This window comes from Epilithonimonas pallida, from assembly GCF_900182975.1.
GTDB lineage: Bacteria > Bacteroidota > Bacteroidia > Flavobacteriales > Weeksellaceae > Epilithonimonas > Epilithonimonas pallida.
Window position 1 is genome coordinate 26,786 of sequence record NZ_FXUO01000007.1, and the last position, 16,515, is coordinate 43,300.

15 protein-coding genes are annotated in these 16,515 nt (G+C 35.6%); 9 read left to right on the plus strand and 6 right to left on the minus strand.

The window, feature by feature from the left end; genetic code table 11:
• Positions 1-22: 22 nt before the first annotated feature.
• Entirely contained in the window at positions 23-2,560 is a 2,538-nt protein-coding gene (locus tag QOL71_RS13505) for a YfhO family protein (protein ID WP_283417439.1), read from the plus strand.
• Positions 2,561-2,639: 79 nt separating this feature from the next.
• Positions 2,640-3,077, plus strand: coding sequence for a hypothetical protein (locus tag QOL71_RS13510; protein ID WP_283417440.1), 438 nt, complete (start codon positions 2,640-2,642; stop codon positions 3,075-3,077).
• A gap of 61 nt (positions 3,078-3,138) precedes the next feature.
• Here QOL71_RS13510 and rpsO read toward each other — a convergent pair whose 3' ends face one another.
• From rpsO to QOL71_RS13540, 6 genes are all read right to left on the minus strand, one after another.
• The gene (gene rpsO / locus QOL71_RS13515) at positions 3,139-3,408 is read right to left on the minus strand and encodes a 30S ribosomal protein S15 (RefSeq protein ID WP_120213055.1); all 270 of its coding nucleotides are present in this window, start codon (positions 3,406-3,408) and stop codon (positions 3,139-3,141) included.
• Between the two features lie 86 nt (positions 3,409-3,494).
• Positions 3,495-4,802: a threonine synthase gene (thrC, locus tag QOL71_RS13520; protein ID WP_283417441.1), complete on the minus strand. Its 1,308-nt coding sequence runs from the start codon at positions 4,800-4,802 to the stop codon at positions 3,495-3,497.
• Positions 4,803-4,957: 155 nt separating this feature from the next.
• Positions 4,958-5,884, minus strand: coding sequence for a homoserine kinase (locus QOL71_RS13525; protein ID WP_283417442.1), 927 nt, complete (start codon positions 5,882-5,884; stop codon positions 4,958-4,960).
• Positions 5,885-5,973: 89 nt separating this feature from the next.
• Positions 5,974-8,418, minus strand: coding sequence for a bifunctional aspartate kinase/homoserine dehydrogenase I (gene thrA, locus QOL71_RS13530; protein WP_283417443.1), 2,445 nt, complete (start codon positions 8,416-8,418; stop codon positions 5,974-5,976).
• A 226-nt stretch (positions 8,419-8,644) separates the two neighbouring features.
• On the minus strand, positions 8,645-9,457 hold the full coding sequence (locus QOL71_RS13535; RefSeq protein WP_283417444.1) for a helix-turn-helix domain-containing protein: 813 nt from the start codon (positions 9,455-9,457) through the stop codon (positions 8,645-8,647).
• Positions 9,458-9,484: 27 nt separating this feature from the next.
• The gene (locus QOL71_RS13540; protein ID WP_283417445.1) at positions 9,485-10,474 is read right to left on the minus strand and encodes an SDR family NAD(P)-dependent oxidoreductase; all 990 of its coding nucleotides are present in this window, start codon (positions 10,472-10,474) and stop codon (positions 9,485-9,487) included.
• 325 nt (positions 10,475-10,799) lie between these two features.
• On the opposite strand from QOL71_RS13540, the gene QOL71_RS13545 reads away from it, so the two are divergent.
• The 7 genes from QOL71_RS13545 (at position 10,800) to QOL71_RS13575 (ending at position 16,504) form a co-directional block, all read left to right on the plus strand.
• Entirely contained in the window at positions 10,800-11,141 is a 342-nt protein-coding gene (locus QOL71_RS13545) for a PadR family transcriptional regulator (RefSeq protein WP_283417446.1), read from the plus strand.
• A gap of 4 nt (positions 11,142-11,145) precedes the next feature.
• Entirely contained in the window at positions 11,146-12,873 is a 1,728-nt protein-coding gene (locus QOL71_RS13550) for a PspC domain-containing protein (protein WP_283417447.1), read from the plus strand.
• A 93-nt stretch (positions 12,874-12,966) separates the two neighbouring features.
• The gene (locus QOL71_RS13555; RefSeq protein WP_283417448.1) at positions 12,967-13,800 is read left to right on the plus strand and encodes a GLPGLI family protein; all 834 of its coding nucleotides are present in this window, start codon (positions 12,967-12,969) and stop codon (positions 13,798-13,800) included.
• Between the two features lie 242 nt (positions 13,801-14,042).
• The gene (locus QOL71_RS13560) at positions 14,043-14,618 is read left to right on the plus strand and encodes a 1-acyl-sn-glycerol-3-phosphate acyltransferase (RefSeq protein WP_283417449.1); all 576 of its coding nucleotides are present in this window, start codon (positions 14,043-14,045) and stop codon (positions 14,616-14,618) included.
• A 48-nt stretch (positions 14,619-14,666) separates the two neighbouring features.
• The gene (locus QOL71_RS13565; RefSeq protein WP_283417450.1) at positions 14,667-15,098 is read left to right on the plus strand and encodes a hotdog fold thioesterase; all 432 of its coding nucleotides are present in this window, start codon (positions 14,667-14,669) and stop codon (positions 15,096-15,098) included.
• A gap of 14 nt (positions 15,099-15,112) precedes the next feature.
• Positions 15,113-16,090, plus strand: coding sequence for a chorismate-binding protein (locus QOL71_RS13570; protein WP_283417451.1), 978 nt, complete (start codon positions 15,113-15,115; stop codon positions 16,088-16,090).
• Positions 16,091-16,177: 87 nt separating this feature from the next.
• Positions 16,178-16,504, plus strand: a complete 327-nt coding sequence (locus QOL71_RS13575; RefSeq protein WP_283417452.1) for a DUF6804 family protein — start codon at positions 16,178-16,180, stop codon at positions 16,502-16,504.
• Positions 16,505-16,515 lie beyond the last annotated feature (11 nt).

The window sequence follows — 16,515 nt, forward strand, 5'->3', positions numbered from 1 at the left end:
GAAAATTTAAAGCAACCATTGTATGTTCAAAAACAACAAAAATCTAATATTCGTTCTTGCAAGTCTTGTACTATTCATTTTGCTGGCGGTGGTTTACGCCAATCCTGTTATTTCAGGAAAACGATTGATGCAGCACGATATCGTATTTTACAAAGGTGGTGCAGAAGAATTGTTGCAATATCGTGCGAATAACGATAAAGAAACCTATTGGAGCGATGCAATGTTTGGCGGAATGCCAACTTACCAAACCGGAGCACAATTCCGTGGTGATGTCATCAAAAAAATTGATGATTTGTTTTTGTTCCTTCCAAAACCTGCGAATTATTTATTCTTATTGTTTGCAGGATTTTTCTTTCTGGGAATGGTTGCGGTACGTAACTGGAAATATGCTTTATTAGGAGCAACATTCTTCGGATTATCTACTTATTTCTACATTATTATTGCGGCCGGACACAACGGAAAAGTTCATACAATTGCTTATTTCGCACCACTTTTAGCCGGAATCATACTCGTTTATTTTAGAAAAAAATACATTCTCGGATTCATTGTTACAGCGCTTTTTGCTGGTTTACAGATTTGTGCGAACCACCCACAGATGACTTATTATCTGTTCCTTGGATTAGGATTCTTATTCCTGTCCGAATTGATAAGAGCCATCAAAGGAAAAATCGAATGGAAACATTTCCTGATTTCGTCCGGATTGGTCGGATTAGCCATCTTAATCGGTGTTGGAATGAATTCTCAAAGAATAATGGCGAATGCAGAATATGTGAAAGAAACCGTTCGTGGAAAGCAAATCCTTAACACAAGTTCTCACACCGCCGGAAAATCCGGAATGGACAAAGAAAGCATCACAATGTGGAGCTATGGAAAACTGGAAACTCTTAACTTATTCATTCCAAGATTAATGGGCGGAGGAAGTCAGGAACCAGGTTCTGACAAAATGATGGAACATGTACAGGAACTAGCTCAGGAAAATATCAAATCCCAACAAGAATACGAAATGATGATGAAAGGTTTTGGAAGCCTGACTTATTGGGGTGACCAACCGAGCACATCTGGACCAGCCTACCAAGGTGCCGTTGTTTGTTTCCTGGCGGTTTTAGGATTTTTCTTTGCCGGAAAAAAATACAGATATTGGATTTTAGGCGCGTCGATTTTGACAATTTTATTAGCTTGGGGAAGCAATTTCTCAGTTCTTACAGACTTCTTTATAGATTACGTTCCGATGTATAATAAGTTCCGTGCACCGTCTTCTATCTTAGTGGTTGTCGAGTTTTTATTCCCATTGATTGCGATACTCGGGTTATATAAATTCTTTACCGATGAAAAACTGACCGAAGAATACAAAAAGAAAATCTTGCTTTATGTTTCGGGAACAGTTCTAGGAATCACGTTGATTTTATTGGTTTTTGGGAAAGGAATTTTAGGCTTCTACACAGCCAATGAGAAAACTTATCTTCCACCATTTTTACTGGATTATTTGGTTGATGAAAGAGCATCAATGTTCCAGGCTGATGCTATCAAAGCCATTATTTATGTTTTAATAACAGTGGGCGCTTTGTTTTTAGGATTAAAGAAAAAACTGAATGTAAATCTTGTCCTATTAATAATTGGATTCGTGAGTTTGTTCGATCTTTGGACCGTTAACAGACGTTATTTGAATGATGATAACTTCGTGGATAAAACTTTTGCTGATTATCCATTCCAGACCGAAAATTCGGAATATCTGATGAGCAAAGCTGGGAACGATTCTTTTGTTCAAAGTCTTTTGCAACAGACTGAAATCAATAAGGCCTTACAAACAATTGCTGAAAAAGACAAAGACCATTACAGGATTTTCAACAATATTCTATCTACTTTCAGTGAAACGAATACGTCTTATTTCAAATCTTCAATCGGTGGTTATCACGCCGTGAAATTGAGACGATATGATGACCTTATCAACAAATATTTCTCAACGACTGACCAGGTGAAAACGGTCAGAATCCTGAATATGCTGAACACCAAATATTTCTTAGTAGGTGACCAGCAAAAACCGGAAATCACACCCAATCCGGAAGCAAACGGTAACGCTTGGTTTGTTTCTGATATCAAATTTGTGAACAATCCTAATGAAGAACTGAACGAAACCGGAAACGTGGACACCAAGACTGTTGCTGTGATTTCGAAGGATGACAAAGCTTATTTCAATGGGAAAAATCTGGTAAAAGATTCAACTGCTTATTTGACATTGAAAACGTATCAACCGAACGAATTATCATTTGAATCATCTTCTAAAACGCCTCAATTAGCAATATTTTCAGAAGTTTATTATCCGCACGGCTGGAATGTTTATCTGGACGGAAACAAAGTGGATTACATCAAAGCGAATTATCTTTTGAGAGCGCTTTACGTTCCTGCAGGTAAACATAAAATCGAAATGAAATTTGAACCTGCCGTTATCGAAAAAGGAAAACTATTCTCTTTGATAAGTTTTGGTTTGTTTATTTTGTTGAGTTTGATTGGAGGATATTTTCTGTTTAAGAATTCTAGGAAATCTGAGGCTGTTCAAGCCTAAAAATATTTGATAAAAACATAAAAAAGCAACTCGATTTGAGTTGCTTTTTTTATTAAATTTGAATTATAAACTTAACTAAATGATTCCACAAACTGAGATTGAGCTAGAAAATTGGATGAAGAATAATTGCTATAATTTCAATAGTTACTCTATTAACGGAAATTTTATCTGGGAAGGTTTTGGAATCGAAAAAGACGGATCACTTTTTCATTGGTACTACACTGAGCGTGGAGAAAAAAATATACTTGAAACCTTCAGAACTGAACAAGAAATCATTGAGTTTGTATATAATCAATTAAAAACTGACAAATGGGCGAAAACGCACTGCATAGGTTTTGGATTCGACAAAAATGAAGTAGAACAGCTAGTAAAAATTCTTAATGAGATGAATGTTGAATATTTTCAAGACCAAATCCCTTACTATACCGACAAATCCACATACAGGACTTTTGTTTTAGGATGTGATATTTTGAAAGTTGAGAATTTAAAAACAAAATATTATAACCCACCTCAATAACCGTAAAAATAAAAAAAGCAACCCAAATTGAGTTGCTTTTTTGTTTTACCTGAACCTGGAATTATTTTCTGATTCCTAATTCTGCGATAATCGCTCTATATCTATTGATATCTTTATTTTTCAAATAATCAAGAAGAGCTTTTCTCTTCCCTACCAATTTTACAAGAGATTTTTCTGTAGCGAAATCTTTGTGGTTAGCTTTTAAGTGCTGAGAAAGGTGGTTGATTCTAAAAGTGAATAGAGCAACTTGTCCTTCAGCGCTTCCTGTGTCTTGTGCAGATTTACCGTGTTTTGCGAAAATTTCTGCTTTTTTTTCTGTTGTTAGATACATTCCAATATTGTTTTAATAATTATTATGTAATTCGGGTGCAAAGATAGGATTATTTTTCGGATTAAAAACTGTAAATCAAAAAATTATCACTTCTCCTTCATCAGATAACTTTTCAAAGATTCAAAATCAACAGAAAACTCTAAGGATTGTTTTTCTTTTTTGTTAAATGCTTCCAGTTTTTCCGGGATTATAACTTTCTCTTTCAGAACCTCTTCCACCACTTCCACAAACTTAGCAGGGTGAGCTGTTTCTAATAAAATCCCAATAAAATTTTCACTTATATTGTCACTGTGAGCTTGTCGAAGATTCTCCAATCCAAGATAAGCAACAGCTCCGTGCGGATCAAGTGTATAATTAAATTCTTTCTTCACTTTTCGCATTGTAATTTTTGTCTCTTCATCCGAAAAAGAATAAGAAACAATCTCTTTTCTGAATTCTGAAATATCATTACTGAATAAGCTTTTCATCCTTTCAAAATTGCTTGGATTCCCGACATCCATTGCATTACTAATGGTTTGTTTGGAAGGTTTTGGTTCGTAATTTCCCGTTTCTAAGAACTTTGGAACAACATCGTTCTCGTTGGTCGAAGCAATGAATTGGTGAATTGGCAATCCCATTTTCTTGGCAAAAAGTCCGGCTGTCAGGTTTCCAAAATTCCCACTCGGAACTGAAAACACATTTGGTTTTCCTAGTTTCCGCAATTGAGCAAATGCCCAGAAATAATAAAACGATTGCGGAATCAGTCTCGCGATATTAATACTGTTCGCTGATGTCAAAGTGAATTTTTGATTCAGTTCTTCATCGGACAAAATTTGTTTTGCCAAAGCCTGGCAATCGTCAAATGTTCCGTCGATTTCTAAAGCTTTGATATTTCCACCCCAAGTTGTGAGCTGTTTTTCCTGTAATGGACTCACTTTTCCTTTCGGATAAAGAATATAAACTTCTATCCCTGGAACTCCAAAAAAGCCCGACGCAACCGCACTTCCCGTGTCGCCGGAGGTTGCAGCAATGACTTTCATCGGTTTTCCTTCAGAAAAATAAGACATCATTCTCGCCATAAATCTCGCTCCGACATCCTTGAAAGCCATTGTAGGACCGTGAAATAATTCTAATGAATAGATATTCTCAGAAATTTTCACAACAGGAATTTCGAAGTTCAAAACCTCATCAATGATTTCTTTTAAGTTTTCATCTGAAATAGATTCACCGAGAAATTCTTTTGCCACCCGAAAACCGATTTCCTGCAAAGTAAAATTGGTTAAATTTTCAAAAAATTCAGAATCTAATTTCGGAATATATTCTGGCATAAAAAGTCCACCGTCGTCCGCTAAACCTTTTAGGATGGCAGTTTTTATATTGGTTTCTTCTTGTTGTCTTGTTGATATGTATTTCATTATTATTCGATAAGTTAGATATTTTAACCACAAGGTTCACAATTTTTTTTTCCACAAAGAACACCAATTTGATTCTAAATAAGCCAGATAATTACTGAAATACAGAAAATAATAATTCGTTGTAACCTTTGTGAAAACCTTTGTGCCTTTGTAGTTTAAAGAACTCTTGCGCCGTAATCATTAATTTTTGTAACAAATGCCTCGCTTTCGATATTTTTTTGATTGAGTAATTCTTTTATTTTCAATGAAATTTCTTCCGCAATTTCCTTCTTTTCACACAAAGCAAAAACCGAAGGACCAGAACCCGAGATCCCAAAACCAATCGCGCCGTTGTCCAAAGCCAGCTGTTTCATCTCATAAAAATACGGAATCAGCATCGCGCGAACCGGCTCTATGATGACATCTTCCATACTTCGGCTAATCAAATCCAAATCGTTGGTGCAAAATCCGGCAACCAGACCGGCAACATTTCCCCATTGCTGAACAGCAGATTTGAGACTGATTCTTTCCTTGATGATTTTCCTAGCTTCGCCAGTCGGAACATCCACATGCGGATGAACGGAAACTACCGATAAACCCTGTGGATATGGCAATTTCAGCGCGTCCAACGGCTCATAACTTCTGATTAGAACCAAACCTCCCAAAAGTGCGGGCGCAACATTGTCGGCGTGTGCATTACCGCAAGCGATTCTTTCGCCTTCCATTGCAAGCGGTAATAAATCTTGTTTGGAAAATGGTTTTTCCATCAGTTCGTTAATCGCAACCAAAGCAGCAACACTGCTTGCTGCGCTGGAACCCATTCCGCTGTTGAGCGGCATTTTTTTATATAATTCAATATCAATCCCTTGGTTTGAATTTATTTTTTCGAGAAACAACCGGATGACGTGCGAAACAACATTTTTAGCCGGATCTTTTGGGAGTTTTCCATTATCGCCCTCGATTTTTGTGATAATAATTTGGTTGAAATCGTTCTTTCTTAAAATGATTTCATCGCCCGGTTCTTCTATTGCAAAACCAAGAATATCATAACCGCAAACAACATTAGCAACAGTTGCCGGCGCAAAAACTTTTATAGAATCCATTTTTGATTATTAATTGTTAATGGTAAATGGTAAATTGTTAATTGATTCTTGTTAAAAATTAATCATTGCTAATTAATCATTAACAACTATTATTGCGCTGTAACTCTTACCAAATCTGCAAAAACGCCTGCAGCTGTCACTTCTGCGCCCGCGCCAGGTCCTTTCACTACCAGCGGCGTATTCTTGTACCTGGAAGTTGTGAACGAGATAATATTATCGCTTCCTGACAATCCGAAAAATGGATGATCAGCATCAACAATCTGAACTTCAATATTAATTTTTCCATCTTCGAGAACACCGATTAATCTCAATTTTCTACCGGAATTTTCAGCTTCTTTTTTGAACGATGAAAAGTAAGGTTCGTGTTTTTCCAGTTCTTCGTAAAAAGCAGGAATGGATTCAGCTTTGAGACAAGCATCCGGAAGAAAATCTTTGATATTGACATCCGACATTTCCAACGGCAAACCAATTTCTCTTCCGAGAATCAGCATTTTTCTGGAGAAATCCATTCCGTTCAAATCGTCTCTTGGGTCTGGTTCTGTATAACCTAATTCTTGGGCTGTTCTTACAACCTCAGCAAAAGTTTTATCTCCAACATAATTATTAAAAATATAAGAAATCGTTCCTGACAGAATGGCTTCGATTTTCAGAATTTCGTCACCGGAAATCCAAAGGTCATTCAAGGTTTTGATAATGGGAAGTCCGGCTCCGACATTGGTTTCATATAAGAAATTGACATTATTCTTCTTTGCCAGTCTTTTAAATTTAGTATACTGCTCATAAGAAGAAGAATTGCCTTTTTTGTTACAGGTTACAATTGAGATATTGTTATCAAATAATAAAGGATATTCAGCAACGACATCTTCGCTTGAAGTGTTATCTACAAATACCAAATTGGGTAAACTTTTACTTGAAATAAGATTTATAAATTCTTTTAAATCTGATTTTTGCAAATTTATATTAAAGTTATCATTTAAATCAAAATATGATTCAGGGTGATCAAAAATTTTCATTTCTCTGCTATTCGTAATTCCTACAACATTAATTTTAATCTGATGATTGTCTTCAAGATTTTTCTGTTCTCTTTCCAATTGGCGGAATAATTCTTTTCCGATGTTCCCAGTTCCCGCGAACATCACATTGAAGGTTTTAACCGGAGAAAGTAACAACGAATCGTGAACAACATTAAGAGCTTTTGACAATTCATTTCTTTCAATGACTGCAGAAATATTAAGCTCGGATGAACCTTGTGCAATTGCAATGATATTGATACCGTTTCTGCCCATAGCACTAAAAAATTTTCCGCTGATTCCTCTCGTTTTTTTCATATTCTCTCCAACAACAGAAATAATACTTAACTCATTATCGAACTGCGGTTCATCAATTTTGTTAGAATTTAATTCAAAATCAAATTCTTCATAGATTGCTTTTTTTGCTTTTTTCTCATCATCAAAAGATACCACAAACGAAATACTGTGTTCAGAACTCGCCTGCGTAATCAGAATAACATTAACTTCATATCTAGCCAAAGCATTGAACAATCGTCCGCTAAACCCCTTCATTCCAATCATTCCGTTTCCGGTAATATTGATGAGACAAGTTTTTTCGATAGACACAATTCCTTTGATTAAACCTTTTGAAACTTCAGATTTCTGATGAATCAAAGTTCCTATATTTTCCGGCTGGAAAGTATTTTTGATATAAATAGGAATCTGACTTTCGATAGCCGGAATCATCGTTGGCGGATAAATCACCTTTGCGCCAAAATATGACATTTCCATCGCTTCCTGATAACTCAATTGCGATTGAGAAAATGCATTCTTTACCAATCTTGGATCCGCAGTCAGAAAACCGTCTACATCGGTCCAAATCTGGATCTCATCAGCTTTTAAACCCGAACCTAAAATCGCTGCGGTGTAATCCGAACCACCCCTACCCAAAGTTGTTGTGTCATCATTTTTGTCTTTGGCGATAAAACCTGTCACGACATAAATTTGATTTACCGGTTTCCAGTTTTTTAGATTTTCGTTGGTAGTTTTGTAATCAATGTTGGCATTTCCAAAGTGAGAATCCGTTACAATCAATTCTCTGGAATCTTGAAAGACTGCCGGAAAATTTTCAGATTGCAGGAAAGCTGCAACAATTTTGCTCGACATTTGTTCCCCATATGAAAGCAATCTATCTTTGATCCTGTTTGATAATTCACCTAAATTTTTCACACTGAATAATATATCCTCAATTTCATTGAAACTTACTTTTACCATCATTAACAATGGATTCTGAGCAGTTCTTGGTAATAATTCTGATATGAGCTGATAGTGTTTTTCTTCCGCAGATTTCAGGATTTCAGAAAAATCGTTTTGCTTCAAGGCTTCTTCTGACGATGATAAAAGCGCATTGGTTATTCCTGATAAAGCGGAACAGACGATGATTAAAGGTTCGTTTTTGCTAAATTCTTTTTCAACAATTAATTTGACATTCCTCAATGCTTCTACACTTCCAACTGAAGTTCCCCCGAATTTTAATATTTTCATTTGTTATTATTTTAGAAATGAAAAAAAGCCTTTCTGAAATCAGAAAGGCTTTTTGTTATGATTGTTTATTCAAATTCACAAACGCACCTTCCTGCAACTTACAGATGTTGTAGTTGTTGATGTAGACGTTGTTGTTGTGAAAGTGAAATTCATTATTTTGTAAATCTTTAACGAAAGTATGAAAACTTTTTACGTTTGCAAATTTTTATTCAATATTTTTTGAATTTTATTGAATATTTGACACAAGCTTCGTTGGAGCATATCCAAACTGTTTCTTGAAAGCAAAAGAAAAATGGGACAGATTTTCAAACCCTGTTTCGAAATAAACATCTACCGGTTTTTTATGTTTCTCTGCAATTTCATAATGGGCTAATTCCAGACGTTTTTTCGTCAGCCACCTTTGCGGTGTGGAATTGAAGGCCTTATAAAAATCACGTTTGAAAGTCGTCAAACTGCGACCCGTTAGATATCCGAATTTCTCCAGCGGCATATTGAACATAAAATTCTTTTCCATAAAAGTTACCAGATCAATTTTCCCCGGTTCATCAAAATTATTAAGCACAGCATCAATATTTTCGTCAATTGTTCTGAGAATATTAATCGCCTCGTTAATTTTCAGTGAGGCAATATTTTCCGGGAAATTATTTTGCATCTCAAAATACGGGATCAACGAATTCAAACAGCTTTCCAATAAAGGATGTTTCTCGAAACTGATGATTTTCTCTGTTGGAATTTTTGATTTTGAATGTTTATCATTATAAAATGCTCTCAATCTTTCGGCCGACAAATGCATTGCAACGGCTTTATGCGGCAATCCGTCTTTCGGATAGTTGATAATCGTCGCCAACTGGTTTCTCGGAATCAAAAAAGTACTTCCTGCACCGAAAATAAAGCTTTCGTCAGCCTGGATAATTTTGGTCTCACCGGAAATCAGCCAAACCAGCAAATGGTCTGTAAAAGCTGCTTCGGTTTTGAATAGCTTGCCTTCGTAACTGGAAAGTTTGATTTCCGGATTGATATAATTGACTTGGTAATCCATAATGCTTCTCACACAAAGTTACAAATATCAATTGATATCGAATTGTATTCCCGTCATTTCTTCGCTCAATTTCCATAATCTTTTGGCATTGGTTTCGTCCAAAGAATAAGGCTTGATGCCACCGATAATTTTGACATCAGAATTCAATTCTGCAACATCCACATTTTCACAATAGATGCCACCTAAATCATTAAGTAGTGGACTTGTTGCACACCAAACGGTTGTCGCAGCACCTTGTGGAATGGTTTTCAGAGAAGCCTTAACTTCTGGCAACAGATTACCTTCCGAATCCACATAGCCTAATTTTTGAAACAGATCTAATGGCGCTTCTCTCCCTAATTCGGTTTCGCCGACTGCACCCGGACATAAAGCATAACTTCTGACATTGAATTCTTTTGAGTGATTGTCCAATTCCATTGAGAAAAGATTAACTGCAGTTTTCGATTGTCCGTAGCCAAGCAGAGTTTCGTAGTCACGATGGAGAAAATTCGGGTCTTCAAAATTAAAATCTGAGAACTGATGTCCGCCAGAAGATACGTTCACTACTCTGGCGCCGTTTGCTTTTTTCAATGCGGACCATAATCTTGCTGTTAGCTGAAAATGCGCCAGATAATTGACTGCTAATTGTGATTCGAAACCGCGACTGTCTCTGCGAAGCGGCACCCACATTATTCCTGCATTATTAATCAGCAAATGAAGTGGTCTCTCTGATTTTAAAAACTTTTCGGCAAAAGTGTCAATCGAATTTGGATTGGCTAAATCTAACTCTTCCAATTCAACATTAGGAATTCCATCGAGATTTCGTTTTGCTTTTTCGATATCTCTTGCGGGAACGATAACTTTTGCGCCAGCTTTCGCCAAAGTTTTGACAGTTTCTAAACCGATTCCTGAATTTCCGCCGGTTACAATAGCTATTTTTCCTTCAAGACTGATTCCTTTGATAACCTCTTCTGTTGTTGATTTTGCATTGAAGCCGGAATTGATTGGCTTTTGTAATGCTCCTTGGTAATTGTTCATTGTTTTAATATTTTATTGAAGCAAAATTAGAACAGAAATTCATCATCAATTTTGTTTAGACGTCCGAATTGAGTTTGTTTAAAAGTTCATTTATTATTGTAATGTTAGATTTATTCACAATCTTTAATTTTCATCAAGAAAATTTTACCATTGATAATCAACAACTTAAATTATATATTTAAAAATATTTACTACTTTGTATTGCATAATACCATTTTGTTTATATATCTTTGCAATGTAAAGTTAGAGAAGCAGGTTCGAAGTTGATTAGAAAAACTAACAACATCCAACTTTACATTAACCGATTTAAAACCAAACAATTAATATGAATACGGAAAACACAAAGGCGCAAATGCGTAAAGGAATTCTGGAATTCTGTATTTTGAGTCTGATTCAACAACGCGAAATGTATGTTTCCGACCTGATAGAATCTCTCAAAAAAGGAAAACTGGATGTAGTGGAAGGAACTCTTTATCCTCTCCTTACAAGATTGAAAAACGGCGAATTCCTCGCTTACAGATGGGAAGAATCTACAAGCGGACCGCCAAGAAAGTATTACCAAATCACTGAAAAAGGAAGTCTCTTCCTTGCAGAATTACAAACCACCTGGCAGGAACTGACAGACTCTGTGAACCAAATTACAAAAAACTCTCACTCTCAAAATTAATACTATGAACAAGACATTATCTATAGCACTCGCAGGGTTCTCTTTTATGATAGATGAACACGCTTATATAAAGCTCAGCGATTACCTGAACGCCTTGAGAAATTCTCTGGATGCTCAGGAAGCAGATGAAGTAATGCACGATATTGAAATCCGAATGGTCGAGATTTTCAAAGAAGTACTTGCTAAAAGAGAAGTTATCAATGATTCTGATGTTGAAAAAGTAATTGCTCAAATCGGAACACCTGAACAGATTGATGAGCAGGAAGAAGCTTACTACTCAGAAGGAAAACAAAATAAATCAAAGTCTTCTACAAGTTACAGCAGCTACAGCAGCAATTCCCAGAAACAACTGTTCCGTGACCCTGAGAGACAAAAGATTGCCGGTGTTTGCGCAGGTTTAGCAGCTTATTTCGGAATGGATATCACCTGGATGAGACTGATTTGGGTAGGTGCATTTTTATTCCTTTGGGTTGCTCCGGGTTCATCATTCTTAGTTGTGATTTTGTATTTCATTCTTTGGGCAGTTTTACCAAAAGCAGAATCAGCTTCTGATTTTTTGAAAATGAAAGGAAAGCCTTTAAACTTCGACAACTTAAAGGAAGAATCCAGCAAAATAGTGCAGTTTGCCAATGAGACAACAACAAGAGCAGGAGAAATCTATAACGAGAATCGTCCGAAAATCGGTTCTGCAGGAGACTCTTTCCTGAAAGTTCTGAAATATTGTCTTGCTATTTTGCTAGCGTTGATGGCAGCTGGATGTTTCATCGGATTGTTTGCAATGATGTTTGCTTACGGTTCTGATAAATTCGGAATGGACAATAATCTTGGATTCTATTTGGAAGAAAATAATCTTGGTTACTTACTACTTGCCATTGCAGCTTTGCCAACAATCATCTTCGGAGTAGCATTCTTATTATTATCAATCAAATTATTCTCTCCAAAGTCAAAATTCAATTATGTTGGACCGGTTCTTGGAACATTAGGAATTATCTGGATCATTTTAATCGGAGTTTTGGCTGCAAGTGCATCAAGATTCAACTTCCGATATAGCGGAGATAATCAAGATTATGAAAACGTATCGATATCTGCTCCAAATGACACCATCTACCTTGATAGCAAAAAGGTAAATATCCCTGAAAACTTCAATACTTATTTTAATAATATCTATTCTGATAAGGCGACGATTTACAAAAGAGATTATCCAAGTGTGGAAATCACTAGAAGAGACGATATCAAAACGCCTTACATCATCATCAAAAAAGAAGCAGAAGGTTACAACCAGCCTCTTAAGATGAAGGTTCCGGTAGAAATCAGAGGTAACAGAATTTTTCTTCCAAATTATTTTGAGTATCCTTATGAATACAGATTCAGAGATTACAGATTGGATTATGAGTTGGTAGTTCCTACCAGAATGAAAGTAATCAATGAAAAGGAATATGAAGTTAGTACTCGTGGCGATGATGGACAAAATGAAGATGACCACGAAGATGATAACTATAACAATAATGGGATTACTGTTGAAAAAAACAAAATCAACATCAATGGGACGACTATCGAATATAATTCTGATGACAGCGATTCAGTCAAAATCAATGGGAAAAATTATTCCAAAGATTCAGCAGATGTCGTTCTGGAAAGAATGAAAATTGACCAGCAGGTGAAAAAAAGCTTCAAAGATATGAACATCAATATCAAAGACGGCAAAAAAGAAATCCATATTAAAACTAACTAAAAATTGAGAGTGGATTAGTTGAAAAGCGGGCAAAAAGTCTTCGGGCTTCCGCTTTTCTCCTAGTTCCCTGAAAACCAGATCACAAAAATTAATATGAAAATCTATACTTTTTTACTTTTGGTATGTTTCACTACTCTATCAAAAGCCCAAACACACCGTTTTATTTACGAATACCAATTCAAACCGGATTCTTCTTCTACCAATTACAGAAACGTTAATATGGCATTGGACATCAATCCGAAAGATGTGAAATTCTATAATTATGAAAATATCATCAATGATTCTCTGAATAAAAAAGGAGGCAACAACTATAGCACATCTCCAGATATCCCAACCTTAAGAAGACTCAAAAATTCCTACCAGAATACCAATTACGAGATGATGATGGATTATTTCTCTTACAACACCGAAGACAAAATGGATTGGAAGCTGGAGAAAGAAACCAAAACTTCCGGACAATACACACTTCAAAAAGCGACAACAGATTTTGGAGGAAGACACTGGACGGCTTGGTTTTGCAAAGACATCAACATTTCCGAAGGTCCTTACAAATTCCGAGGATTGCCTGGCTTGATATTCGAATTGAATGATAGTAAAGAAAACTTTTTCTTCAAATTGGCAAAAAGTCAAAAACTGGAGAAAACGTGTGACACATCAGACTTTCTTGAAAGCTTTGCAGGAAAAAAACCAGTTTTGGTTTCCATTGCCAATATGCACAAAATGATGCTTCAGTTCTACAATGACCCGACAAAAGAAATGAGAGAAAAATTTGATAATGTACCGCCGGGAACTTTCCAGGTTGGAGGAACAAAAATCACCAGCAAAGAACAGTTCAAAGAAGCTGCGAAAGTTATACAGAATTTCATTGCAAAGAATAACAATCCTATGGATTTGAAAAATGCGGTGGTATATCCTGTAATAAATTGATATTTTAATAAAATTTTAACGCTTCAATTAAAAGAAAAGCGAAATTATTATTAAATTTGTTCAGAAATAAACTTCTAATCACAAAACCACCAAAAATGATTCAATTAGTTATCGAAATCGCAATCAAAATCGTAGATTTCATCAGCAACCTGTTTTGAGCCGTAAAGAATACCCAGATATTTCTTAAGAATAAATATTTTGTAAATTTGTAAAGTATAGCCATTATGGTTATACTTTTTTTTATGAAAAAACTCTTTGCAAAAGCCATTCTTAAAATCATCGGATGGAAAGTTGTTCTTCAGGGTGATGTTGATAATCTTGACAGATGCATCCTCGTCGTTGCTCCTCACACCCACAACAGCGAATATCTTCTTGGAAACCTTGCCTATTGGTCTCTTGGAAAAAAACTTAAAGTCATTATCAAAGATGCCCACACCAAAAATCCTTTTTACGGCTGGATTGTAAAAAGCATTGGCGGAATCGGGATTGACCGTTCCCAGAAAAATGACCTGGTAAATTTTGTAGCCAATGAATTCAAAAAAGATGATTTCAGTCTGGTAATAACACCCGAAGGAACAAGAAGCAGAGTTGAAAAATGGAGAAAAGGCTTCTATCATATGGCTTTGGCAGCAAAAGTTCCGATTGTAATTGCAGCCGGAGATTTTAAAAGAAAAACGATGTACCTGGGCTATAAAATCCCTTTCGATAAAATCACATCACAATCCTATGAGGAAACGATGGAAGAAATCCAGAATTACTTTATCAAATATGATATCCAGCCAAAAGTTCCCGCAAACTGGAATCCGAAAATATATTAATTTTAAGTTTCAAACCCAAATTTTCAACTAAAACTGAATCAAACCAGAATGGACGAAGCCAAAAAGAAAGAAATATTAGATCATCTCAATAATGCCAGCAAGAATACACTTGGCGAGACTTTGGAAATTATTTATACTGATGTTTCAGATGATTTTCTAAAGGCGACAATGCCTGTTAATTCCAGAGTCCATCAACCTTACGGGATTCTTCATGGTGGCGCAAGCTGTGTTTTGGCGGAAACTTTGGGTTCTTGTCTTTCATTAATTAATATTGACACTTCCAAAGTTGTTCCTGTCGGTACCAATATCAACAGCAACCACCTAAGAGCAAAACGCGAAGGCATTGTAACCGGAACAGCAACATTTATCCGGAAAGGTAATACGATGCATGTTTCTCAAATAGAAATCCGCGATGAAAAGGGAAACCTTATTAATCACACTACAATGACCAATAACATTGTTCCAATCGGGAAAGTTTAATTTATTTCAAATCAATGCTCATTTTCAGACTACCCGATTCAGACATTTTCAATAGACTGGAATTCTCTAAGGAAAAACTGGTTTCATTCGTCAGCTTCGATACCAAAACGGTTTTGGATCTCAAAGGAAGCATCAAAGAAATTTCCAGAGAAGACATTGGAAACCAAAACGTTTCTCCAAAAACTAAAAGCCAGCTTATAGAAATAGCTAAAGAAACTCCGGAATCTTATGCTTTAAAGATATCTCAGGCAAAAGATTTCATTGAGAAAAACGAGCTTAAAAAACTGGTTCTTTCCAGGAGAAAACTTTTAATGTATATTGATATTGATTCTGAAAAAAAATTATCATTAACAAAAAGCTTTCTGAAATTCTGTGATAGCTACCCTTCTGCATTTTGTTACTTATTCGAAAAAAATGGCGAGATCTGGATGGGCGGATTTTCTGAAATTCTAGGAAAATTCGACAAGAAAAATAATACCTTCGAAACCATGAGCGTTGCGGGAACGCTACCTCTTGATGAACACTGGACTGATAAAGAAATCGAAGAACAAAAAGCAGTTACAGAATACATCCAATCCATCCTGAGAAAATTCTCATCCAATCTGAAAGTTTCCTCAACCAAAGATTTGATTTCCGGAAATATTAAACATCTTAAAACCGATTTTTCTGCAGAGATAAGTCCGGAAAGCCTGGATAAAATCATTTCAGAACTTCATCCGACGCCAGCCGTTTGTGGCTTTCCAAAAGAACTTTGTGCGCAGGGTATAAAAAGCATAGAGCATTTTAACCGTGAATTTTACGCTGGCTATATCAAAGTGGAAACCGAAGATTTCATTTATTATTTTGTCAATTTAAGATGTGCCAGCTTCTTCAAAAATTATGCTTTTCTCTTCGTTGGTGGCGGTATTACCTTGAAAAGTGATGCTCAAAAAGAATGGCAGGAAACCGAATTGAAATCTCTGGCCATACAGAATAATTTGGTATTCGAATAACTTTTGATTCTTTATTGATTATTCAAATGATATTAATTTAGTAAATTATAAACAATAATTTATTATTTTTACAATAAATCAATAAAAATGAATCAACTTTTAAAGTTAATTTTAACAGGAACTCTTATTCTTTGCTTTTTGAAAATGCCTTATATATTTTACAGGATTTCCGGATTTGCATTGTTTGCAGGATTTGGATGGTTAACTTATGATGCTTTTCAAAGAAGAGATTCTCTGGATGTAAAAATATTTGTAATTCTTACGATTCTTTATAATCCTTTTATCGGTTTACCAATCCCCAACATAATACAAATCATCATTAATATAATTGTAATAATTGGCATGGTTCTCAACATACTATTTGCACAAGAAAATCCTTATGAGGATTACAACATAAAAAAAGATGACCGTTAAGTCATCTTTTT